This window comes from Ignavibacteria bacterium (assembly GCA_016873775.1).
Lineage (GTDB): Bacteria > Bacteroidota > Ignavibacteria > UBA10030 > F1-140-MAGs086 > JAGXRH01.
This window is the reverse complement of record VGWC01000019.1, coordinates 13,890-37,403: the sequence shown is the minus strand read 5'-3', so window position 1 is coordinate 37,403 and position 23,514 is coordinate 13,890. Positions and strand designations below refer to the sequence as shown.

Genomic DNA, 23,514 nt, shown 5'->3' with positions numbered 1-23,514 from the left:
GGGTTTCCGGGTTGACGAATGATATGCGTGAACTTATTGATGAAGAAACAGAACATCAGGATAGACGCGCGCGGCTTGCAATTGATATGTTTTGTCTCCGCGTGAAAAAATATATCGGCGCGTATCTTGCAGAACTTGGCGGAAGCGATGCAATTGTTTTTACTGGCGGCATCGGAGAAAATAGTGCAACGATTCGTGAAAGAATTTGCATCGGACTCGAATGGTTCGGTTTGGAAATTGACAAAGAAAAAAATGCAACAATGTTTGGAGGAAAAGAAGGTGAAATTTCATCTGCAAATTCCAAGTTGAAAGCATTCGTTATTCCAACAAACGAAGAACTTCTCATCGCGCGTGATACAGTGCGAACAGTGAAGAATGTGCCGAGAAGGTGGTGAGAGAATTTGAGGTTGTACGCTGTGTAAGTATATTGTGCCGAAAAAAATTAAGGGTTTAAGTAATGTTGTGTAAAATTTTATGAGTGATTATTTTAATTTTCCTATCAATACTTTCCAAGATGTAAGTCCAAGTGATTTTAATAAACTGAACAAGAAAAAAGTTACTGAAGATTTTGTAAGCGAGAATTTGAAAACAATGGGATGGAATGTTTATGACCCATTCACAGATACAGGAATTGGAATTAACGAAAGAACGCGGCAAAGGAACGGGATTAGGACTTTCTGTTGTGTACGGTGTTATGAAAGGTCATTTCGGAACAATATGCAGAAAATTTCTGTCGTCGTTTCCGATTTGTGGCTTCCTAAATTGAGAGGACGTGAAGCGTTTCACTTGTTGTAACAGTTGAATCCGGAAGTAAAGGTTATTCTCGCGAGCGGATATATTGATCCGCCAGTACGTTTAGAATTTTTCAAATCCGGGATAAAGGAAATCGTACATAAACCGCATGAAGAGTACGAAATACTGTCAAAAATTCGAGCGGTGATTGACAAATCATAACAGTGAATTTCACAGAGTAAGTGCAAGATTTAAAAAGGAAAATTTCTATGCTTCGAACCATCTTCATTCTCGCTTGCATGTTCGTTGTTGTTGTTGTACAACGAACCGTGCAAGCGCAACAACTCGAGGATATTTCTCTCGATTCGTTGCTCAATATTCAAATTACAACGGCATCAAAATATTGGCAAACCACAAGCGACGCACCCGCATCGGTAACTATTATTACTTCGAAAGAAATTGAGCGTTACGGTTACAGAACGCTTGATGAAGTATTGACAAGTGTTCGCGGATTTTATTCGAGTTATGATAGAAACTATTCGTACATCGGCGTGCGCGGATTCAGTCGGCTAACGGATTACAACAATCGCATTCTTCTTCTTCTCAACGGACATTCGACGAATGAAACGGTGTACGGCTCTGCAAGCAGTGGAACGGATTTTGTTCTTCCGTTATCTGCAATTGACCATATCGAAATAGTCCGCGGTCCCGGTTCTTCGCTGTATGGAACGAGCGCAATGTTTGCCGTTGTCAATATCATTACGAAAAGTGGAGATATGTTCGATGGATTTTCGTTTCAGGGAAATGTTGGAAGTTTTGGATATAAGAAAGCATCGTTCAATATCGGCACCGACTATGATTTCGGGTTGAATATTTCTTTGAGTGGAACAATTGCAGATATTCAAGGTCAAGAGTTGTATTTTCAGGAATACGATACGGATTCGACAAATGACGGTGTTGCTAAAAATCTTGATAGAGATGAATTCTTCGGAATATTTTCGAACGTTGAATACAAAAATTTTACGTTGCAGGGAATGTATTCAAAACGCAAAAAAGGAATTCCTACGGCATCGTATTTCACAGTGTTTAATAAGAAATCGTTCACCTTCGATGGAAGAAGTTTTTTGGATGCGCAGTACAAATATTATTTAGGCGATGATAAAACTCTTTCCGTGCGAGGATATTATGGTGCCTATCACTACAACGGACAATTTGCATACGAGCCGGATAATAATTTCGATACAAGCGACGGGAAATGGTGGGGAGGAGAAATACAGTTTCGCTGGGATGTTGTTGCCAGTAATCGTATTGTTGCTGGAACAGATTGGAAAAAAAATGACCGTGCGGATTTTCGCTATCGCGTGGGCTCGACGTATTTTTCGCGCAACGTCCCGTATTCTGTTCTTTCCGCTTTCATTCAGGATGAATTTCAGTTTTCGAAAAATTTATTTGTTACCGTTGGATTTCGCCTCGACAAGTACTCAACCGTAGGAAGTTCGACCAATCTCCGCGGAGCAATTGTGTATCATCCATGGAAAAATTCTACGATAAAATTTTTATACGGAGAAGCATTTCGCGCACCCAATCCGTATGAAATTATGTACGAAGATTCTACGTCGCAGCATATTCGCAGTGTGAATTTACAGCCGGAAAAAATCCGCACGGAAGAATTGGTGCTCGAACATCGTTTCAGCAACGAAGTATTCATTGTTGGTTCGCTCTATGAATATCGCGTGAAAAATTTGATTGATACAAAAATGAATAGCGATTCCACAAAGCAATTTCAGAATGTAGATGAAACGGAAGCGCTGGGATGGGAAATCGAAATCAACGCACGCTTGAACAATGGATTGCGTTCGTATTCCAGTTATAGTTTTCAGCACAACGACGACAAAAATACACACAAACGTTTGACTAATTCGCCGCAGCATATTGCAAAATCGGGCGTTTCATTGTTGTTTCCTTTCAACGTTGTTGGCGCAGTCGAATTGTATTACGAAACAAATCGTTTAACCGTGTTCGATACGAAAACAAAACCGTATCTGCTCACGAACATCAATATTGCAACGCAGCAATGGTCGGAACATTTGAAACTTTCGCTTCTGGTACGAAATGTATTTGATGTCCGCTACGCAAACCCCGGCGGCTATGAACATACGCAGAAAAGCATTTTTCAAGACGGAAGAAATTTTACATTCGTTGTAGAATTCCAGTTATAATTTCGAGTGAAAAATGAATTCCATTTATTTGAAACGAATACTGTTGTTCTTCATTGCTGCGTTGGTTGTGTGTTCAAACGATCTTTCGTCGCAAGATATTGCCGTTCCTGTCGAGTTACAAGTTTCGCTCTTCACGAAAATAGTTTCGTTCGATAGAAAATTTCATGAGCGTGCGGGAAAGGAAATGGTGATAGGCGTTGTCTATCAAAATACGTTTCGCAATTCGCTTGTTGTGAAAGAACAATTTTGTTCTTTGCTCGAAAATATTTCCGAAGGAAAAATTTCCGGCATCTTATTTCGCTACGTTCCCATTGATTTTTCAGAGAAATCAAACTTGTTGCAAACTGTTGAAAGCGAGAGTATTGATGTATTATACATTTGTCCGTTGCGCACCGTAGAACTTGCATCCATCATTACAGTTTCGCAAACACATCACGCATTGACCTTTACGGGAGTTCCTGAATATGTTGAACGAGGAATTTCCACCGGAGTCGGACTCAAAGGAAATAAGCCGCAAATTCTTATCAATCTTCCCGCGTCGAAAGCGGAAGGAATTGAGTACACGTCCCAACTCTTAAAATTAGCAAAAATATTCACCACCCCTTATCTCGACGAATAATGAAACACGAACCGAAGAAATACACTGTTGCGAGGGGTTCAACATTGCGCACAAAACTTGCAGTTCTTATTTCGTTATTCATTGCAACGATTTCATTATTTATCTATCTGTATTTTCCTCATGAGTTAGCGGAGCAGGAACTCAACGCTGTTGCTGAAAAATCACGCGCCATTTCTGAAATGACGGCATTTACGATTAGTTCTGCATTGTTGTTTGACGATACGGAAACAATTCTCGAAGCGTTTTCCAGCGCAGAACAGAATAAAGATTTGTTCTATCTCGTCGTTGTGAACAACGAAAATAACATTGTTGCAATGTATAACAAGGCAAAAGCGGAAGAATTCCAATACGCAAATGTTCCGAAGCATTCTACGTTTTCGCATACTTCGCTTGTGTACAAAAACGTAACGCCGATTCTGCATAACAACAAAGAAATCGGAAAATTGTATTCGGGAATTTCTTTGCAAACCGTTGCTGAAAAAGTCAATACCAGCAAACAAAATATTGCATTGCTCAGCGCCCTCATTTTTATCGTCGGAATGATAGCCGTATTTCTCATCAGCACAGCGCTCACCCGCGGGCTTCGCACGATGGTTGCTACGGCTGAACATATTACGAGCGGTGATTTAACGAAGCGCGCAGTTATTAAAACACGCGACGAAGTCAGACATTTGGCAAGCGCATTCAATACGATGGTGGATAAATTGCACGATGCACATAACAATCTTGAAGACATTAACCGCACGCTTGAACAGCGAGTCGAAGAACGCACGAAACAATTGCAGGAAGAAATTGCTGAACGCAAACGTGCGGAAAAAATTATTTCGGAAAGCGAAGAATTTCATCGCACGTTGCTGAACGCTATACCCGATTCGTTTTTCATGATGAATGCGGAAGGTATTATTACCAATTACAAAGCGGAAAATATGGATGATTTATCCGTGCCTCCCGAAGTTTTTCTGGGAAAGAAAATGATTGACCTGCTTCCTGGGGATGTTTCCGAAAAATTTTCTGCAGCAATGGAGAACACGCGCGCTTTGAATGAAATACAGATAGTTGAATATGAATTGTTTTTGCCTACGGGTAGTACAGAAACATTCGAAGCACGAATTGCAACAACTCCGGAATTACAAACCATTGCAGTTATTCGAAATATCACCGAACGCAAGACAATGGAAAATACAATTCGGGAACGCGAAAAAAAATACAAAGATTTGTTCGACAACATTCCTGTAGGATTTTATCGCACGTCGCTCGAAGGACAATTTCTCGAAGTCAATCCCGCTCTTGTCGAAATGCTTAACTTTCCGAATAAAGCAACATTGCTTGGTACACCCGTTGTCAATCTTTTCCTTGAACCGCAATTGCGCGAACCGTGGCGAGAAAAGTTAGAACAAGAACATACCATTCACAATTTTGAAATTCAACTTCGCCGATATGATGGAACGATTATCTGGATGGAAGAAAATGCAAAAGCAATTTTCGACGAGCAAGGAAACGTCGTGTGTTTTGAAGGAAGTTTGAAAGATATTACGGAACGAAAATTTGCAGAAGAACATATTCGCGAACAAGCGGAGTTGTTGAATAAAACTAAAGATGCGATTTATGTTCGCGACTTGAGTAATCGAATTGTGTTTTGGTACAAAGGAGCGGAAAAAACATACGGATGGACACGCGACGAAATTATAGGAAAGAATGCGAATGAACTGTTATTTCCTCCGGAACAACAAAGATTTGCTAACGATGCGTACAAAAATGTTCTTGAACACGGAGAAACGAGAGGAGAATTTTTTCAGTTGCGAAAAGACGGAACGCAGCTTATTGTCGAATACCGTTGGGCGTTAGTGAAAAATGAATTGGGAAATCCCACTTCGATTCTTGTTATCAACACGGAAATAACGGAGCGAAGAAAACTGGAGGAGCAGTTGCGACAAGTGCAAAAAATGGAAAGCATAGGAATTCTTGCGGGAGGAATTGCGCACGATTTCAATAATTTACTTGGAATTATTTTGGGATACGCATCGCTTCTCGAACGAAGAAGAAATGACCCGGAAAAATTCTCCGAAAATATTGAAGCAATCAATAAAGCCGTTGACCGCGGAGCAACGTTGGTAAAACAGATGCTCACGTTTGCGCGAAAATCCGACGTGAAGTATGAATTGGTGAATCTGAATACGCTCGTTGAAGAATTAGTAAAAATGCTCAAGCAAACATTTCCGAAAACCATAGCGTACTCCACGGAATTTGATAGTACGCTCCCGTCGGTAAAAGCAGATGCAAATCAACTTCATCAGGCAATGCTGAATATTTGTATGAATGCAAAAGACGCAATGCAAAACAGCGGAGTTCTGAATTTTAAAACATTTGTTATTTACGGAAGTACCGTCAGAAAACACTATCCAGATGCGCGGGAAGAACGATATGTCGGCATAACAATTTCCGACACGGGAACAGGAATGGATACACAAACTCTTTCACGAATTTTCGAACCGTTTTTCACAACGAAAGAAAAAGGGAAAGGAACGGGATTGGGACTTTCTGTTGTGTACGGAATAACACGCAATCACAACGGTTTTCTCGATGTGCAAAGCGAAGTAGGGAAAGGCACAATGTTTTCGCTGTATCTTCCGCTTCTTTCACTGGAAGAAGAATTACTCAAACAAGAAATTGCGGACGCATTTCTTCCGCAAGGGACCGAAACAATTTTTGTTATCGAAGACGAATTGATGCTTGCTGAAACACTGCAATTCATTCTTGAAGAAAAAGGATACAAAACCATTTGGGCAAAAGATGGTTTGGAAGCAGTAGAAATATACCGTACGCAGTGGCAAGAAATTCATCTCGTCATCTCCGATATGGGACTTCCGAAAATGGAAGGACCCGAAGTCTTCGAAAAACTCAAAGAAGTGAATACGAATGTGAAAGTTATTATCGCAAGCGGCTATGTTGAACCGCAAAAGAAGATGGAACTGCTCAACAACGGCGTGAAAGAAATTATTCTGAAACCATATCATCATACGGAAATATTGAAGAAAGTTCGGCAAGCGCTTGACGGAACATAATCTCGGAAGACTATGCAAAACCCAAAAGTAGTAATGTCATTCCGAACGAAGTGAATGCGCTCATCGAAATGACTGTCTGTATCCTTTTTGCAAAGACATATTTCGGAATTTTTTTTACAATTTCTTCAACGCATCCGAAATATCACGCAGAATATCTTTAGGATGTTCCAAGCCGATAGAAAGTCGAATTCCTCCCGGGTCAACGCCTTTGTTGATTTGTTCGCTGAGTGGAATTGCGGAATGTGTCATCGAACTTGGGTGTTCAACAAGAGTGCGGATTTGTCCGAGACTTACAGCGAGCGTAACGGTATAAGCATTTTTTGCAAGATGATTGATAAATTTTTCGCCTTTGTCATGTCGTTGCGAAGGTGATTTTCCTTTCAAAGAAAAATAGAGCATACTGCCGGGAGCAAAATTTCCGTCGAAGTCGCGCATTTGTTGTTGTGCAAGTTCGAACTGCGGAAATGATGGTAATCCGGGATACGTAACAAATGCGATGCGCGGGTCGTTTTCCAAAAACATTGCAATTTCTTTGGCTGTTTCCATTTGTTGCCGCATTCGCGTTGCTAAACTTGGTAATCCGTACACTAAAATAGGCCACGCGCTTTTTGCTGCAAGTGCGCCGCCAAAATCTTTTCTGTACAACATCAAAATATCGTAACTCCATTTTGGACCGACCACAACTCCTCCCATATCGGTTCCGAATCCGCAAATGCCTTTCGTGAGCGAGTCCACAACGAAATCTGCGCCGCGTTCAAGCGGTCGCTGGCAAAACGGAGATGCAAACGTATTATCAATGACCACAAATATTTTTTTCGTTTTCGGGCGATGAAGATTTGCGTTGTTCACAATTTCTGCAACGCCGATAATATCAATAAGTTCAAGCGTAGGATTCACGGGCGTTTCAAAATAAATGACGCGAGTGTTTTCTGAAAGAGAACTATTCAGCGCATCAAGATTTCGTAAATCAAGAAACTTCGTGGAAATTTTGTAGCGCGGATACCAATTGGTGAGAAGCGAATACGTGCATCCGTAGATCATTTCGTGCGAAATAATCTCGTCGCCAATTCCTGTGAGAGAGCCGAGAATTGCCGAAATCGCCGCCATTCCTGTAGAAAACGTAACAGCAATTTCACCACATTCTGCGCTTGCAAGATTTTCTTCGAGAATTTCTTTGTTCGGTTCGCCAAGTCGGTCGTAAATATAAATCGGTGAACGTGATGCGATTGTTGCGTCTTCCGTGTAATGAGCAAATTCAGAAAATCCCTGCGCGCCGCGTTTTGCTGTATCCAATCGAAACGTTGACGAGGAAGAAATTGGCGGAATGACGTGGTGATTAAAATCCCATTTCTTCGATAATGTTTTTCCGTAGATGAGTTCGGTTTCTTTGGAGTAATTTTTTTTGGCAGGTTTTTTTGTTGTGTTTTTCATAAGAACGTTTTTTTACTTGTTACAAAAATAAAAAAAATTGACGAAAAAAATGAAGGGCTTATTGGGAAAGCAACATTTTTTTCGCCAACGTAAAAATAATGTAAAAGAATTATACGCTTGCGCGCCGATTCACTTCTTCAATTGCTTCGATGACGAGCGGGAAATATCTGTCTAACCCGCAATCTATGCTGTTGCGGAGTTGGCACAATCCTTCAGACGATTGATGCTTGCATTGTGTGCAAACGATAGTACGGAGTTCTGCGTTGTAATCTTCTATATTCTCGCTGTGAACATTGTTCACCGCTGTAACGATAAGAGGAAAATGCTGTTTCAAAGCACATTCAAAAACAGGAGTAAGGCGGCAGTTTCCCATTCCGTCGCTATCCACGCATTTGATACATATTTTCGATTGAACTGCTTCCCAATATTGTTGTTCGATATTCATACTATGGTTCTTTCTTTATACTTGGTGTTCAAATCCTTCTTGAATCTGGTCAAGCACTTCAAATTTTGCAGAGAGTTCCGCTTTCGTTTTCTCCAGCAAATCCAAAGTTTTTTCCTGACGAAGAATCAGTTCGTTCAGCATCGCTTTTACATCGGGATATGTACATTCATCGCGAAATGCAGCATATTCCAGAATGGCTTCTTTTTCCCTCATTAATGCGCGCTCTAATGCATTGCAAACTCCTTTGCACGTGTGATGACAATCTATTTGAATTCTTGACATAGTAATTCTCCGGGTTGAGTTATGAAACAAAAGTGTTGACAAATAATTTTCCTTCTTCCAATGCTTGTTGATTGAGCGGAAGCATATTATGATAACGTTCCGGCAATACGTTGGAAAGCGCGCCAATCACCGATTCAATTGATACAACAGGTGATACACCAAGATACGCTCCTAATAAAACCATATTTTTCACTTTCAAATTTTTTAAGCGCGTAGCAATTTCATCTGCATTGACAGGAACAATAGTAATATCATCGCGCGATGGCGGAGCAATAATACTTCCGGTATCGAAAAGCATTGTTCCGCCAGGTTTTACCGCATGTTCAAATTTTGTAACCGATGGTTGATTGAGCGCAACGACCGTATCATATTTTCGCACAATCGGTGAACTTACCGGTTTGTTGGAGATGATGACAATACAGTTTGCCGTTCCGCCGCGCATTTCGGGACCGTACGAGGGCATCCACGAAACTTCTTTTTCTTCGAGCATTCCTGCGTATGCGAGCGTCATTCCCATCGAGAGTACGCCTTGTCCGCCGAACCCGGCGAATATTATTTCTTGAGTCATAGGTTATGAAAATCAATAGTGTTTAGAGTTCTTTAAATGTGCAAATTCATTGCGCGAAATGAGAATGAGTTTTCAATCGTTCACCAATTTCCCATCTATCTTTTTATCTCCCAACGGATATACAGGAAACATATTTTCTTCCATCCATTGATTCGAAACGACGGGAGTCATTTTCCAACCGGATGGACAGTTGGAAACAACTTCAATCAAACAATATCCTTTTTTTTCTTTTTGAATCTGAAATGCTTTAAGAAACGATTTTTTCAGTTGTCGAACTGCATTCGGCGTGTGTACTGCTTGTCGTGTTACGTAATACACACCCGGAAGTTGCGCAATAAGTTCCGTGATACGAAACGGAAATCCTTGCGTTTCCCCCTCTCTTCCGAACGGAGTCGTGCTGGTTTTCATTCCGAGAATAGTTGTTGGTGCCATTTGTCCCCCGGTCATTCCGTAGATTGCGTTGTTGATAAAAATAACGAGAATATTTTCGCCGCGATTTGCAGCGTGAATTGTTTCCGCAGTTCCGATTGCCGCTAAATCACCATCTCCTTGATATGAGAAAACATAGTTATTCGGAAGCACGCGTTTAATTCCAGTTGCTACTGCGGCGGCTCTTCCGTGTGCGGCTTCCTGCATATCTATGTTCAAATAATTATATGCAAACACAGAACATCCAACGGGAGCAACGCCAATAATTTCACTTTGAATATTGAGTTCCTGAACAACTTCCATAAGAACTTTATGTACCACTCCGTGTCCGCAACCGGGGCAATAGTGCATTCGTGTATCAGTTAGCGTATCGGGTTTTTCCCATACACATTCCAAATCGTTTTGCTCGAGATATGTTTTGTCGAGAATTTCGTTCATAGTTTTTTCTTTCAATTACTTTGTTGCATTGGTTGAAATGCTGCTGGAGATTTCTTATTCAGTTTCATTTTCTTGAACTCCATAATTTTTTCGTATATCTCATCAGGCGAAGGAATAATTCCTCCCATTCTTCCGTAAAACTCGACGGGAATCATTCCTTCAACGCCAAGTTGCACATCTTCGAGCATTTGTCCAGCATTTAATTCTACTACCATTATCCCTTTCACCTTGCGACGAAGTTCATGCAAGATAGGATACGGGAACGGATATAATGTAATTGGTCGCAGTAATCCAACGTTCAATCCGTTTTCCCGCGCAAGTTCCGCCGCACGATGACAAATACGCGCAGAAAGTCCGTAGGCAACAAGAACAATTTCCGCATCATCTGTATCTACAAGTTGGTAGCGAATTTCGTTGTTGCAAATGGTTTGATATTTTTTTTGTAAATGTAAATTCACCGCTTCCATTTTTTCCGGCTGAATAAACAACGACGTGATGATATTGCGTTCACGCGTTGTCGGTTTTCCCGTTGTTGCCCACGATTTATCAAACGAATGATTTGTTTTTGTATGTTCTTTGAATACAACTTTTTCCATCATTTGTCCCAATGCGCCGTCGGCAAGAATCATAACGGGGTTTCTATATGTATCCGCTAAATCAAACGCATCAAAAACAAAATCCGCCATTTCCTGGCAACTTGCAGGCGCAAGAACAATCAAATGATAATCGCCGTGTCCTCCTCCTTTTGTTGCCTGAAAATAATCTCCTTGCGCCGGCTGAATGGTTCCCAATCCCGGACCTCCGCGATTGATGTTGACAACTAATGCCGGAAGTTCTGCAGATGCCATATACGAAATTCCTTCCTGCATTAAACTGATTCCGGGACTTGATGAAGACGTCATTGCCCGCGCACCGGCTCCTGATGCGCCGTACACCATATTGATTGCCGCAACTTCGCTTTCCACTTGCATAACAATCATTCCGCGCTCACGTCCTACTTCCGCAAGATACTCGATGATTTCCGATTGCGGTGTTATCGGATATCCGAAATACGCATTGCATCCCGCGCGAATTGCGGCTTCGGCTATCGCTTCATTTCCTTTCATCAAACGTACGTTGCTCATACTTCTATCCTTTCCGGTAAATCTTCGATAGTGAATTTTATATTGCTTTTTACATTTTTTATTACCGCAATCGGTTCTTTCGTTATTGTTTTGGAAGAACCTTTTTTCTTTGAGCGATATACTGTGATAATTGCATCGGGACAAACGAGCGCGCAATTTACGCAACCAGTGCAATTATCCTGAATAAGCACTGCGTAATGATAACCGAGCGCATTGATGCTCTCGGACATTGCAAGACTTTCCTGCGGACACGCTTCGATGCACAGTTCACATCCTTTGCACGTATCCATATCTATTTTGACTGTTCCACGAACTGAAGCCATAAGGGATGTTATTTATTGAAAAAAATATTGTAAGAATTTTTTATCGTATTATGATGTTCGGTTTTCAGTTTTGAAATTTCCCTTGCATTTTTAAAAAAATCATGCCGCTTGTACTCTTTGAAAAAATTGTTTTTCATCTCGAAATCACCTTCTCGTTTGCGGAGAAAAATTTATTTTAACGTGCAATGTATATTCACTGATTTTTTGAAATGCGATACGGTATTTTCATAAGCATTTATCGTGCCATACAGTACCGTTAAAACTTAAAACTTGCGCTTCGCTTTTTCCATCCGCACCACGTTGGGTATCCGTGTTCGTCGTGCAAATACAACGTTGCACTTCCCTTGTGAACTTCCGAAGCGAGCATAACCGGTTGTTCGTTCAACATAATTTTTGAGCCGCGGAATTCCAGTTTTTCTTTTACTGTAACCTTCTCGTCCTGATGGTCAAGATACCACGCGGGTCCTAACCACACGTTTAGTTCTTCATTATCATTTTTTACGTTCACAAGAATTCCGCTGCTCATTCCTTTCAGCGGCGATTGGTACTTTATTTTTGTTACAACGCCCGAAAAATTGCGAACGGTATTTCTATCAAACAAATGATGAAAATCATCCAGAATTCCCCATCCTTTACTGCCTTTTCCCCATTTCTGTTTGAAAAGAACTTCGGCGGCAAAAATCGTATTCACGATTGTGGATATAATCAGAATCAGCGCAAGTACTTCAAGTGTGGTATTCATACAAGAAACGATAATTTGTTCATACAATATTTCATCCCGTGAATATTAAAAACAATTCTCTTTACTTCAAAAAACTTCGAGGTTTCTCTTTTTAAAGTCCACTTCAAAATTTTACGCTTCAATTCCTAATCTATGCAAACCTTGAAGGTTTTTCAATATCCCAATCTGTGTTTATGCCGTTGCCACCGATGTCGGAATCCTTGCTCGTTGATTCTCCGAAGTTTCTTTTTGCGCTTCATACACTGCCATAGCCGTAATGTTCACAATATCATTCACATCGGAACCCGGAGCAAGCAAATACACCGGCTTTTGAATTCCCATCAATATCGGACCGATAGCCGTTGCGCCGCCAAGTCGCGAAAGCAGTTTATACGCAATGTTCGCCGATGTCAGTCCCGGAAATATCAGCACATTCGCATTTCCTTTCAGCGTGCTGAAAGGATATACTTCGTTGATAATTTCCGGCGAAAGCGCAGTATCTGCTTGCATCTCTCCGTCAATTATCAGGTGCGGTTCACGTTGTTTTGCAATCTCTGTTGCCTTCCGCATTTTATCTACAATCGGATGTTTTGTACTTCCGAAATTACTGAACGAAAGCATCGCAATACGCGGTTCAATATCCAGTTGTTGTACTTTTTCCGCCGTAAGGATTGCAATATCCGCAAGTTCCTCCGCTGTCGGTTCAATGTTCACCGTTGCGTCGGCAATAAACAGTGTTTGATTCTTAAACACGAGCATATACAATCCTGCAATAATTCCGACATCGTTTCTCTTTCCGATAATTTGCAATGCCGGTCGCACTGTTTCGGGATAGTGTTGCGTTAATCCCGATATTAAACCGTCCGCATCGCCGTTGCGCGCCATCATCATTCCGAACACATTATGCGTTTTCATCATTCGCACTGCATCATTATGCGTTAATCCTTTCCTTTTTCGAAGGGAATAAAAGGTTGAACTATACTCTTCCAACTTCTGCGATTTCGACGGATTGATAACGGCAATTCCTTCCAAATCCAAATTCAGTTCCGCAATCTTTTCCCGGATTATTGTACGGCTGCCCAAAAGAATTGGAAGGGCAATCTTTTCATCGAGAACAACCTGCGCCGCGCGAAGTATTTTTTCTTCTTCGCCTTCCGGGAAAACAATGCGCTTCGGTTCCGTCTGCGCCTTATGAATAAAAAACCGCATCACTTCCCTCGATTTTCCCAATCGCGCTTCCAATGCGTCTTTATATGCTTCAATATCCTGCATCGGAACACGCGCAACACCGCTTTCCATCGCGGCTTTTGCAACTGCTGTCGCTTCCCAAATCAACACACGCGGGTCAAACGGTTTTGGAATGATGTACTCTCTTCCGAATTCAATTCTCTTTCCGCCGTACGCGCGAATCACAGAATCGGGAACGTCTTCTTTCGTTAATTCTGCAAGCGCATTCGCTGCCGCAATTTTCATTTCATCGTTGATTGTTGTTGCGCGAACATCCAACGCTCCGCGAAAGATAAACGGAAACCCGAGAACGTTGTTAACTTGATTCGGAAAATCAGAACGTCCCGTTGCCATAATAATATCGTCACGAACCGAAGTTGCATCATCGTAGGTAATTTCAGGGTCGGGATTCGCCATCGCAAATACAATCGGATTATCCGCCATTGATTTTATCATTTGCTTCGTTACAATATCTTTTACCGATACGCCGCAAAACACATCTGCATTTTTCATTGCATCGGCAAGCGTTCGCGCGTTTGTTTCAACGGCAAAATATTCTTTGTACGAATTCATTCCGTCTGTTCTGCCTTTAAATACAACACCTTTCGTATCAACAAGCAGCATATTTTGACGGCGAACTCCGAGCGTTTCATAAAACTTTGCACACGCAATTCCAGCAGCACCAGCACCACTAAAAACAACTTTTATGTCTTTGATATTTTTTTTCACAATGATTAATGCATTCAAAAGCGCCGCGCCGCTGATGATTGCTGTTCCGTGTTGGTCGTCGTGAAATACCGGAATGTTCATCGTTTTCTTCAATGTCTCTTCGATGTAAAAACATTCCGGCGCTTTGATGTCTTCAAGATTGATTCCGCCGAATGTCGGCTCCAGCATTTGCACTGCGCGAATAATATCATCTGCATTGTGAGAGTTGAGTTCAATGTCGAACACATCTATATCCGCAAATCGTTTGAAGAGAATTCCTTTCCCTTCCATTACCGGTTTTCCCGCGAGCGCGCCAATATCGCCGAGACCAAGCACAGCAGTTCCGTTTGAAACGACTGCAACGAGATTTCCTTTGGCGGTATAGAGATATGCGTTATCGGGATTGGCGTGAATTTCATTGCACGGTTCAGCGACTCCGGGAGTGTATGCAAGGGATAAGTCGCGTTGTGTTGTGCAAGGTTTGGTGGAAATAACTTCTATTTTTCCCCTCCGCCCTTGCGCGTGATAATCGAGAGCGTCTTGTTTGCGTATCATTGTAAAATCTTTCTAAAATATTAAATGAATTGAAGTAGTTTTTTCTTACTGAGAAATTGCCTCACTACTCGAAGTGAAGAAAAACTTCTGCTGCATTGCATATCGCTCTAATTGCTCTTGAAATTTTGGATGAGCAATATCTATCAATGCTTGCGCTCGCTGTCGGATTGTTTTCCCGTACAAATCTGCAACGCCAAATTCTGTAACGACATAATGCACGTCTCCTCGTGATGTTGTAACTCCAGCACCGGTTGTAAGTGTTGGAACAATGCGCGAGAGTTGGTCATTCTTTGCAGTTGATGGAAGCGCGATAATTGGTTTTCCATCTTTACTTCGTGCTGCGCCGCGAATAAAATCTACTTGTCCGCCAAATCCGCTGTAAAATGTTTTCCCAATTGAATCAGCGCACACTTGTCCCGTCAAATCAACTTCAATCGCAGAATTAATTGCAATCATCTTATCATTCTTTGCGATGATGAACGGGTCATTCGTGTAATGCGATGGATGAAATTCGATGATGGGATTATTGTTTATGAAATCGAAAACAGTTTTTGTTCCGAGAACGAAGGAAGAAATTATTTTTCCCGGATGAAGCGTTTTCTTCTCATTCGTAATTACGCCTTCGTCAACTAATTTTATTACACCATCGGAAAACATTTCCGTATGTAAGCCAAGATGTTTTTTATTTCCCAAATACGAAAGCACTGCATCGGGAATACTTCCAATTCCTAATTGCAACGTAGAGCCATCTTCAATCAAATCAGCAATATTTTTTCCGATGCGGCGATATACTTCTTTTTCTTCGGGCGTAACGTCTGCTTCGACTTGCGGTAATTCTTTCAAAGGAACATCTGCTTCAACGCAAAAAGAAAGTTTATCAACGTGAATGAAACAATCGCCGAGCGTTCGCGGAACATTGGGATTGATTTGCGCAATAATTTTTTTTGCAACTTCAGTCGCGGGTTTTGTACATTCCGCGCCAACTCCAAGACTGCAAAAACCGTGTTCATCGGGAGAAGAAACGTGAATAAGCGCAACATCAATGGGAAGAATGCCGCGATAAAATAAGCCAGGAATCTCTGATAAAAAGATGGGCGTAAAATCTGCACGTCCATCATTGACGGATTTGCGGACATTCTTCCCGATGAATAAAGCGTTGTGTCGAAAATGTCCTTCCATTTCTGGAAGCGAGTATTTTGTCTGTCCGACAGTCAAAAGATGAAGAACTTCAACATCTTCCAATTCTGCATATCTATCGGACATTGCATTGACAAGAATTTCCGGCATTGCGCAACCGGGATGAACGTACACGCGTTGCCCCGATTGAATAATTTTTACTGCTTCTTCTGCCGGTTTTAATTTTGCTTTGTATCTGCTAAGCCAGTTCATAGTTCGTGCGAGAGTATTTCTTGTATATCAATATAATTCTTATCAAAACGCCGTGCGATTGCTTCGTTCGTGCAGTTTCCGTTGAAGGTGCAAACACCGCGTGCAAGTCCTTTGTGTTCTTTGAGCGCGTTGTTCACACCGTTATCTGCAACGAGTTCGACGAAAGGGAGTAATGCGTTTGTTAATGCATACGTTGCTGTTCGCGAAACGTTTGCGGGGATGTTCGGTACGCAGTAGTGAATAACATCGTGTTGCACATACGTTGGGTTTTCAAGCGTTGTCGGATGACTTGTTTCGATACATCCTCCTTGGTCAATCGAAAGGTCAATAATGATGGAGCCGGGTTTCATTTGGCGCACCATTTCTTCGGAAATAAGATGCGGAGCGCGTTCTCCTTTAATTAACACAGCGCCAACGACAACATCAGCAAAGAGGAGCGCTTTTTTGATATTGTAATGGTTTGCCATTCCGGTGATGACGCGGAAGTTATGACGGTTTTCGAGAACACGCAAGCGATTGAGATCTTTATCGAGAACAATAACTTCTGCACCTGCGCCTATGGCAACACGCGCCGCTGTTTGTCCGACAATCCCGGCGCCAAGAATCAATACTGTTGCGGGCGGAACACCGGTTACACCGCCAAGAACAATGCCGCGACCGTTGTTTGTGTTTTCCAGAAAACGCGCGGCAATTTGAATAGACATTTGTCCCGCAACCTCGCTCATCATTCCGAGAATCGGAAGATTTCCGGTGTTGTCTTCGGTAAGTTCAAAACCGATGGAGGTGATATTTTTTTCAAGCAGTGTTGTGAGAATTTTTTTCTTTGCAATGGCAAGATGAAGAAATGAAAACAACGTTTGTTCTTCTTCAAGCCGTTCGCAGTCAACTTCGTTGGGTGAAGAAACTTTGAGAACAAGTTCGGAGCGTCCGTAGATTTCATCGGGAGTATAGACAAGATTGGCGCCAACGTCTTTAAAATTATTGTCGTAAAAGCGTGAAGCAAACCCAGCATCTTTTTCGATATAAACTTTGTGCCCATTTTCGATGAGTGAGTGAACGCCTGCGGGAGTAAGCGCAACTCTTCGTTCGTGTTTCGGGTCTTCTTTTAAAATTCCAATATTCATAAGTATGCGAAATGAAGTGTGTTACTACAGAAGAAAAAACAATTTGTGTGCCAAGAGGGAATGTGGTAATTCAAGAAATCCTACATAGATATTTTTTGAAAAAGTGGTAATGCTTTCAAATATGAAAATGGGATTTCCTAAAACAGTTCATAAGTGAGAAAGAATGTTTGTTGTAACATTGGGTTTTTTTTCAGACGTTTTTAAAACAAGAATAGTCAAGTCCAAAACAAAGTTGTAGATGAACTTGACTATATGATATTCAAGGAATGAGAATTACATTTCTTTGGCAATTCCCACAATGTTTCCTTCGATATCTTGGAATTGCGCGAACGTTACCATATTCGGAATTTCCGTTACAGGTACATCGATTTTTCCTCCCATTGCAACTGCTTTGTCAAGAGTTGCTTGCAAGTCGTCAACTTCTGCATAAAATGTAACCATTGGTTTTCCATCTTGCGATTCGCCAACTCCTCCGCCGATTCCTTTTCCTGCGGATTGCACTAATCCGTAATTCATCGGATTGTCGGAGTTGATATCCCAACCAAAAAGTTTTTTATAAAAATCTTTTAGACGTTCTCCGTCTTTACCTAAAATTTCAAAATGAGTTACTGGCGCTGCTGCCATAATCGGGGTTCCTTTCAATAAATTATTGATAATAAAGTGAGTTAATTTTTGGAAGGAAAATATAAGGAAGTTGGCGGAGTGGAGGAAAAAAGTGTTTTTCTATTGCAAAGCAAGTAAACGTAGATTAAGTCACTGCTTTTTATTCATCAATTCATATGATTGTTTATTTATTTCAAGTTAGCGTTTTCTATTTTGATAATTACATTTCGCATATTTAATTCTATCTCTTTTCTCTGTTTCGCAGTTTCAAAGTCTTCATATTCTAAATCGACTACTGAATATTAGGATCTTTTAAATGGTTAATATTGTAACCATTTCCTTTTGCTTGACTGACATATTCATTTGATATCCCAAGGGGAATTCGCTGAAAACAGCTGCATAAAAAAAATGTAGCAATGATACAAGAAAAGTATTTTTTCATTTTTTTACTCTTGAAAGTTATTTACGGATTTTAGAAAAAGTTTTCTCCTTTTAACACTTCGTCCAACCACAATTATTACACGTTACACACGCAGAAGTATAAACAACATTTCCTCCACAATCAGGACAATTTCCATTTTCTTTAGGAAGAGATATTTTTGATAGTGTCGCTGTTGTTTCTCCCGCAGGTTTATGCACAACAAATTTATTTCCGTGCGTTGCGAGATAACGTTCAATCGCTTGGCCAATCGCATCAGGAGTAGAGAGAATTTGTTCTCCGTTTTCCCACACGGGCGATGGTCCGGAAATTCCGCGCAACTGTTTCGTAATTTCATACGGGTCAATTCCCGAACGCAACGCAAGCGAAATCAATCGGCTAATTGCTTCGGATTGCGCCGCGGCATTTCCTCCGGCTTTGCCAATAGTCGTGAACACTTCGCACAAACCGTTTTCGTCGCTGTTAATCGTAACATATAAATATCCTTCGCCGGTATTCACGCGCTCGGTGATGCCAAATGTTTGCCTCGGTCGTCGTCGCGGTTTGCGATTCGATGGTTCGGAAAGCGTTACTCCCTCCACTTGCGTTTGCTCTGCTAATTTTTTTGCATACTCATCCGTAATCAAAATTCCTTGTCTGCTTCCTTCTCGGTACACAGTAATTCCTTTGAGTCCCGCTTTGTATGCTTGAATATAAATATCCGCAATGGTTTCCACGCTTGTTTCTTCCGCTAAATTTACAGTGGAAGAAATACTGCTGTCAATATATTTTTGAATCACGCCTTGCATTTTCACGCGGAAGAACGGGTCAATGTCGTGCGCAGTTACAACATACTCGGGCAAATGTTCATCGTTGTTGAAAAGTTGTTTGATGAGCGGATGATACACTTTGTATTCGTTGAACGTTTGTCCGTCATTATTTTTTACGCGGCGAACATAACTTGTGCAGAAAATCGGTTCGACGCCGGAACTTGTTTGCGCAACAATTGAACCAGTACCAACGGGAGGAACGGTCAATACAGTGCCGTTGCGAATTCCGTGTTTCTGAATTTCACTTTGGATTTCATACGGAAGATGCTGCACGAATTTACTTTGCGAATATCCATTCCAATTGAACAGCGGAAATGCACCGCGCTCTTTTGCGAGTTCAATCGAAGTTTTATACGCTTCGTTGCGAATCACGCTCATAATTTTTTCCGTTGTGTCAAGCGCATCTTGTGTATCGTAACGAATGTGCATTTTACAAAGCGCATCGGCAAGTCCCGTAATTCCCAAACCGATGCGTCTATCGTTCGCAACGGATTTTTTTATTTTCTCGAATGCGTGATTATCCATATTATAATCAATCACGTTGTCCATAAATCGTGTTGCGGTGTGCGTAACTTCGGCGAGTTCTTCATAATTGAATTCGCCGTCGTCGTTCACAAATTTCAGTAAGTTGATGTTTCCCAAATTGCATGCAGTGTAAGCGGCAAGCGGTTGTTCTCCGCACGGATTGGTTGAGGAAAGCGGCGCGGCGTATTCAACATTATGATATTCGCGCATCGTATCCCAAAATAAAATTCCCGGTTCGGCGGATGCGTGTGCATTGCGAATAATCTTCATCCACAACTCTTTTGCTTTCACTGTTTTGTACACTTTCCCGCCAAAACGCAAATCGAAATTTTTATCGTTGAGCAGCGCGTCCATAAACTCGTGCGTAATCAACACACTCACATTTGCGTGCGCAACTTTCAGGCGCAACGGGTCATTTTTTATCGTTATGAATTCTTCCACATCGGGATGGTCAACACGAATCGTCAGCATCAATGCACCTCGTCTTCCTGCTTGCGAAACCGTGTTCGTGCTTTCGGAAAATAAATTCATAAACGCAGTTGCCCCGGGAGATTTGTCAATCGTTGCGTTCACCGATGCGCCTTTCGGACGGAGAATAGATAAATCGGTTCCAACACCGCCTCCGGTTCTATACACCATCGCCGCTTCGGAAAGTCCGCGATAAATTCCTTCGAGCGAATCGGTTTCAATCGGAATAACGTAACAATTGGAGAGTGTTGGTCGGCGTTTTGCGTCTTCGCGTCCGGCACCGTGCATTACGCGACCGCCGGGAATAAATTTGTAATCGAAAAGAATTTCGAGAAACTTGTTGTACCAAAATTCCTTATCGTGCTCAACGGAAGCGAGCGCGCGGGCAATGCGCTGCCACATTTGCATCGGACCTTGTTCGTTTGGCGCGAGATATTTATTTTTCAAAACATCAATTGCAAGTTCGTTTCGCGTTCCATCTTTGTCCGTATAAAAATCTTCCGAATCCATCGCACGTACCATAATATTGTGTTCAAGATGAACGTTGAAATGTTGCTCGTCGAGAGAAAAGGTAAGGGGATGCGTTGTTGTCGGCGTTTGTTGTGTTTGAAGCGAGTGTGAAAAGAATAATGAAGAATCGTCTTGGCGAAGAGATGATTGATGTGACATTGAAAATTTTGTTTTTTTAAAATGAAAAAAAATGTGTACGTGTACGAAAAAAATGTTGATACGCTGAAAAATATATTCGAGAACATTATCGCCCGTGAATGAGATTGGATTTTTTTCTTTCACGGAAATTACTTTTGTTTGCCGTGCGCAATTCAACAGTAATTGCCTGCCAAATTTTTTGGCAGAAAAAATTGTGGGCAAATATAAAATTCTCTCGTGTTGTTGTCAAGAGAATTAGATTAAATTTTCAGAAACGGAAAATAAATTTTTTTAACAAGAAAAAACTCGACATCAAGTTCAAGAAAATGGTCGTAATGAAATAGAGCGCAGAATACGGATTACAGATGACAGATTATTGATTTAAGATTTGAACAATGTCATCAGAAATCGGTAATAATTTTTTCTAAAGGTCAAGTCACTTCTGCTTGACCTTTTTTATTTTCCTACATTACAGTCAATATTTCAGAAAAAATCTTTTGTTAAGAACATTCTTGGTACGGTTTATGGTATGCGATTTCGTTTCTTCATTTCAAATTTTCTTTCTACTTTTTGCTCCGTAAAAAAAAGATACAATGCCGCTCGTAACAAATTTTACAACGATTCCCGAAATGTTTGACGGTGTAACAACGAAGTACGAAAACATTCCTCGTCCGCTGTTACAACATAAACTGGACGGGAAATGGATTGCGCTAACGTTTGCCGAAGTGCGTGAGATGGTAGAAATTTCCGCTGCGGGTTTTTCTGCGTTAGGACTAAAAGCAAACGACCGCGTTGCAATTATTTCTGAAAACCGTCCCGAATGGATTATCTGCGACCAGTCGTTCGCGGTGCTTGGCGCAATTTCCGTTCCGTTGTATCCTACGCTTACTTCAAAACAAATCGAAGAAATTTTTCTCGATGCCGATGTATCGTACGCAATTGTTTCCAACAATTTTCAATTGAAAAAGTTACTTCCGTTTTTCGGAAAAATGAATTGCTTGAGAAAAATAATTGTGCTTACCGACAAAGAACTCCCAGCCGAAGAAAATATCTTTTCGTTTATCAATGTTGTGCATTTGGGCGAAAAATATCTGGAACGACAACCACAATTTTATTCTGAATGTGTAAAAAATATTCTTCCCGAACAACTGCTGACTCTTATTTACACTTCGGGAACAACGGGAACGCCGAAAGGAGCAATGCTTACGCATCACAATCTTGTTTCCAACATCAAAGCGAGCGTTGAAGTGTTACCGATAAACGCGAATGATGTGTTCCTTTCATATTTGCCGCTGTGTCATGCGTTTGAACGAATGGCGGGATATTACACGGCGATGAGTTGCGGTGCGACGATTGCGTTTGCAGAAAGCATCGAAACCGTTCGCGATAATTTGCAAGAAATTCATCCGACAATTATGACATCCGTTCCACGAATGTTTGAACGCGTGTATCATCGAATTGCAAAACAGGTTTCCGATTCTTCCAAACGAAAACAGAAAATTTTTTACCGATGTGTGGAAATCGGAAAACAATATGCGCAGGCAAAAAAATCGGGAGATGTTTCATTGGTTCTAAAAGCAAAACATAATTTAGCACATAAATTTGTTTTAAAAAAAATACAGGAGAAAACCGGAGGCAACATCCGATTTTTCGTTTCCGGCGGAGGTCCGCTTCCCAAACAACTTGGTGAATTTTTTGAAGCAGTCGGTTTGCAAATTCTTGAAGGGTACGGATTGACGGAAAGTTCGCCTGTTCTTTCTGTTAACCGCATTGAACAATACAAGTTTGGAACGGTCGGTTTTCCTATTCCTGGCGTTGAAATAACCATTGCTGACGATGGCGAAATTCTTGCGAGAGGAGATAACATTATGAAAGGGTATTGGAATGACGAACTTGCAACGCGAAGAGCCATTGATGAACATGGATTTCTGCACACGGGAGATATTGGCAAATTTGACGAAGGGGGCTTCTTAAAAATTACTGACAGAAAAAAACATATTATTGTTACTTCGGGAGGAAAGAAAATTTCGCCGCAGCAAGTAGAAAGTCAACTTCTCCTGAGTAAATACATTGAGCAAGTAGTGTTAATCGGCGATGATAGAATGTTTCTTTCTGCGCTCATCGTTCCCGATTTTGAAATGTTGAAAGAAATTGTGAATGCATATAACATCGCGTATAAACTTCCGTCGGACATCATTGCGAGGAAAGAAATACGGGAGTTTTATTTACACGAAATTCAGCGATTGCAAAAAGATACGGCAAATTATGAACGCGTACGAAAATTTGTTCTTCTTGATAAACCGCTTTCCGTTGAAAACGAAGAACTCACACCTACGCTGAAAGTGCGCAGAAAAATTGTTGAGGAAAAGTATCAACATCTGATTGAAGAAATGTATAAAAATGTGCAATGAAGAATACCTACGTTGTTTAATAAAGATATTCGAAAAACTAAAATAGACAGTTCTATCTCAAATTTGAAATCGCGGATTTCACAATTAAGAAGAAAAACATTGATGTTCGACTACGAATAATGGATTTTTTCAAAAAATAAATAATTCAAAAAAAAATTTCATACTATAATTGTTGGAATAATTCTTGTTAGTTTCTGCAAGTTATATTTTGCAGT

18 protein-coding genes are annotated in these 23,514 nt (G+C 41.1%); 5 read left to right on the top strand and 13 right to left on the bottom strand.

Translation table 11 applies throughout. From position 1 onward, the window contains the following. The 4 genes from FJ218_04505 to FJ218_04490 all read left to right on the top strand — a co-directional run. Positions 1-395, top strand: a 395-nt coding sequence (locus FJ218_04505) for an acetate kinase (GenBank protein ID MBM4166167.1), incomplete at its 5' end; no start/stop codon positions are given. 606 nt (positions 396-1,001) lie between these two features. Then, positions 1,002-2,951, top strand: coding sequence for a hypothetical protein (locus FJ218_04500; protein ID MBM4166166.1), 1,950 nt, complete (start codon positions 1,002-1,004; stop codon positions 2,949-2,951). A gap of 13 nt (positions 2,952-2,964) precedes the next feature. After that, complete coding sequence (locus tag FJ218_04495; protein ID MBM4166165.1) at positions 2,965-3,570, top strand: DUF4154 domain-containing protein; 606 nt, start codon at positions 2,965-2,967, stop codon at positions 3,568-3,570. Beyond that, positions 3,570-6,632: a PAS domain S-box protein gene (locus FJ218_04490; protein ID MBM4166164.1), complete on the top strand. Its 3,063-nt coding sequence runs from the start codon at positions 3,570-3,572 to the stop codon at positions 6,630-6,632. Before FJ218_04495 ends, FJ218_04490 begins: the two co-directional genes overlap by 1 nt. Before the next feature lie 114 nt (positions 6,633-6,746). Here FJ218_04490 and FJ218_04485 read toward each other — a convergent pair whose 3' ends face one another. The 13 genes from FJ218_04485 to FJ218_04425 all read right to left on the bottom strand — a co-directional run bounded on the left by FJ218_04485 (position 6,747) and on the right by FJ218_04425 (position 20,909). Next, positions 6,747-8,063, bottom strand: coding sequence for a cystathionine gamma-lyase (locus tag FJ218_04485; protein ID MBM4166163.1), 1,317 nt, complete (start codon positions 8,061-8,063; stop codon positions 6,747-6,749). A gap of 109 nt (positions 8,064-8,172) precedes the next feature. Next, complete coding sequence (locus tag FJ218_04480; protein ID MBM4166162.1) at positions 8,173-8,508, bottom strand: hypothetical protein; 336 nt, start codon at positions 8,506-8,508, stop codon at positions 8,173-8,175. A gap of 15 nt (positions 8,509-8,523) precedes the next feature. Then, positions 8,524-8,790, bottom strand: a complete 267-nt coding sequence (locus FJ218_04475) for a hypothetical protein (protein ID MBM4166161.1) — start codon at positions 8,788-8,790, stop codon at positions 8,524-8,526. A 19-nt stretch (positions 8,791-8,809) separates the two neighbouring features. Beyond that, positions 8,810-9,358: a 2-oxoacid:ferredoxin oxidoreductase subunit gamma gene (locus FJ218_04470; GenBank protein MBM4166160.1), complete on the bottom strand. Its 549-nt coding sequence runs from the start codon at positions 9,356-9,358 to the stop codon at positions 8,810-8,812. A gap of 72 nt (positions 9,359-9,430) precedes the next feature. Then, positions 9,431-10,225: a 2-oxoglutarate oxidoreductase gene (locus FJ218_04465; GenBank protein ID MBM4166159.1), complete on the bottom strand. Its 795-nt coding sequence runs from the start codon at positions 10,223-10,225 to the stop codon at positions 9,431-9,433. An 11-nt stretch (positions 10,226-10,236) separates the two neighbouring features. Continuing rightward, positions 10,237-11,349 carry a 3-methyl-2-oxobutanoate dehydrogenase subunit VorB gene (gene vorB / locus FJ218_04460; GenBank protein MBM4166158.1) on the bottom strand — a complete coding sequence of 371 codons (1,113 nt, stop codon included), beginning with the start codon at positions 11,347-11,349 and terminating at the stop codon, positions 10,237-10,239. Beyond that, positions 11,346-11,672, bottom strand: coding sequence for a 4Fe-4S dicluster domain-containing protein (locus tag FJ218_04455; GenBank protein ID MBM4166157.1), 327 nt, complete (start codon positions 11,670-11,672; stop codon positions 11,346-11,348). The genes vorB and FJ218_04455 overlap by 4 nt, the downstream gene beginning before the upstream one ends. Before the next feature lie 256 nt (positions 11,673-11,928). Beyond that, complete coding sequence (locus FJ218_04450) at positions 11,929-12,414, bottom strand: hypothetical protein (GenBank protein MBM4166156.1); 486 nt, start codon at positions 12,412-12,414, stop codon at positions 11,929-11,931. 171 nt (positions 12,415-12,585) lie between these two features. Next, positions 12,586-14,883, bottom strand: coding sequence for an NADP-dependent malic enzyme (locus tag FJ218_04445; protein MBM4166155.1), 2,298 nt, complete (start codon positions 14,881-14,883; stop codon positions 12,586-12,588). 45 nt (positions 14,884-14,928) lie between these two features. Beyond that, positions 14,929-16,272, bottom strand: coding sequence for an acetyl-CoA hydrolase/transferase family protein (locus FJ218_04440; GenBank protein ID MBM4166154.1), 1,344 nt, complete (start codon positions 16,270-16,272; stop codon positions 14,929-14,931). After that, complete coding sequence (gene ald, locus FJ218_04435; GenBank protein MBM4166153.1) at positions 16,269-17,396, bottom strand: alanine dehydrogenase; 1,128 nt, start codon at positions 17,394-17,396, stop codon at positions 16,269-16,271. The genes FJ218_04440 and ald overlap by 4 nt, the downstream gene beginning before the upstream one ends. A 273-nt stretch (positions 17,397-17,669) precedes the next feature. Continuing rightward, positions 17,670-18,020 carry a VOC family protein gene (locus FJ218_04430; protein ID MBM4166152.1) on the bottom strand — a complete coding sequence of 117 codons (351 nt, stop codon included), beginning with the start codon at positions 18,018-18,020 and terminating at the stop codon, positions 17,670-17,672. Positions 18,021-18,491: 471 nt separating this feature from the next. After that, entirely contained in the window at positions 18,492-20,909 is a 2,418-nt protein-coding gene (locus FJ218_04425; GenBank protein MBM4166151.1) for an adenosylcobalamin-dependent ribonucleoside-diphosphate reductase, read from the bottom strand. A 572-nt stretch (positions 20,910-21,481) separates the two neighbouring features. On the opposite strand from FJ218_04425, the gene FJ218_04420 reads away from it, so the two are divergent. Then, positions 21,482-23,299: a long-chain fatty acid--CoA ligase gene (locus FJ218_04420; protein MBM4166150.1), complete on the top strand. Its 1,818-nt coding sequence runs from the start codon at positions 21,482-21,484 to the stop codon at positions 23,297-23,299. Positions 23,300-23,514: the final 215 nt, after the last annotated feature.

Excerpts from the sequence above, each read along its gene's own strand:
- FJ218_04500 (MBM4166166.1), top strand. The coding sequence starts at position 1,002 with ATGCTTCGAACCATCTTCATTCTCGCTTGCATGTTCGTTGTTGTTGTT.
- FJ218_04495 (MBM4166165.1), top strand. The coding sequence starts at position 2,965 with ATGAATTCCATTTATTTGAAACGAATACTGTTGTTCTTCATTGCTGCG.
- FJ218_04490 (MBM4166164.1), top strand. The coding sequence starts at position 3,570 with ATGAAACACGAACCGAAGAAATACACTGTTGCGAGGGGTTCAACATTG.
- FJ218_04485 (MBM4166163.1), bottom strand. The coding sequence starts at position 8,063 with ATGAAAAACACAACAAAAAAACCTGCCAAAAAAAATTACTCCAAAGAA.
- FJ218_04480 (MBM4166162.1), bottom strand. The coding sequence starts at position 8,508 with ATGAATATCGAACAACAATATTGGGAAGCAGTTCAATCGAAAATATGT.
- FJ218_04475 (MBM4166161.1), bottom strand. The coding sequence starts at position 8,790 with ATGTCAAGAATTCAAATAGATTGTCATCACACGTGCAAAGGAGTTTGC.
- FJ218_04470 (MBM4166160.1), bottom strand. The coding sequence starts at position 9,358 with ATGACTCAAGAAATAATATTCGCCGGGTTCGGCGGACAAGGCGTACTC.
- FJ218_04465 (MBM4166159.1), bottom strand. The coding sequence starts at position 10,225 with ATGAACGAAATTCTCGACAAAACATATCTCGAGCAAAACGATTTGGAA.
- vorB (MBM4166158.1), bottom strand. The coding sequence starts at position 11,349 with ATGAGCAACGTACGTTTGATGAAAGGAAATGAAGCGATAGCCGAAGCC.
- FJ218_04455 (MBM4166157.1), bottom strand. The coding sequence starts at position 11,672 with ATGGCTTCAGTTCGTGGAACAGTCAAAATAGATATGGATACGTGCAAA.
- FJ218_04450 (MBM4166156.1), bottom strand. The coding sequence starts at position 12,414 with ATGAATACCACACTTGAAGTACTTGCGCTGATTCTGATTATATCCACA.
- FJ218_04445 (MBM4166155.1), bottom strand. The coding sequence starts at position 14,883 with ATGATACGCAAACAAGACGCTCTCGATTATCACGCGCAAGGGCGGAGG.
- FJ218_04440 (MBM4166154.1), bottom strand. The coding sequence starts at position 16,272 with ATGAACTGGCTTAGCAGATACAAAGCAAAATTAAAACCGGCAGAAGAA.
- ald (MBM4166153.1), bottom strand. The coding sequence starts at position 17,396 with ATGAATATTGGAATTTTAAAAGAAGACCCGAAACACGAACGAAGAGTT.
- FJ218_04430 (MBM4166152.1), bottom strand. The coding sequence starts at position 18,020 with ATGGCAGCAGCGCCAGTAACTCATTTTGAAATTTTAGGTAAAGACGGA.
- FJ218_04425 (MBM4166151.1), bottom strand. The coding sequence starts at position 20,909 with ATGTCACATCAATCATCTCTTCGCCAAGACGATTCTTCATTATTCTTT.
- FJ218_04420 (MBM4166150.1), top strand. The coding sequence starts at position 21,482 with ATGCCGCTCGTAACAAATTTTACAACGATTCCCGAAATGTTTGACGGT.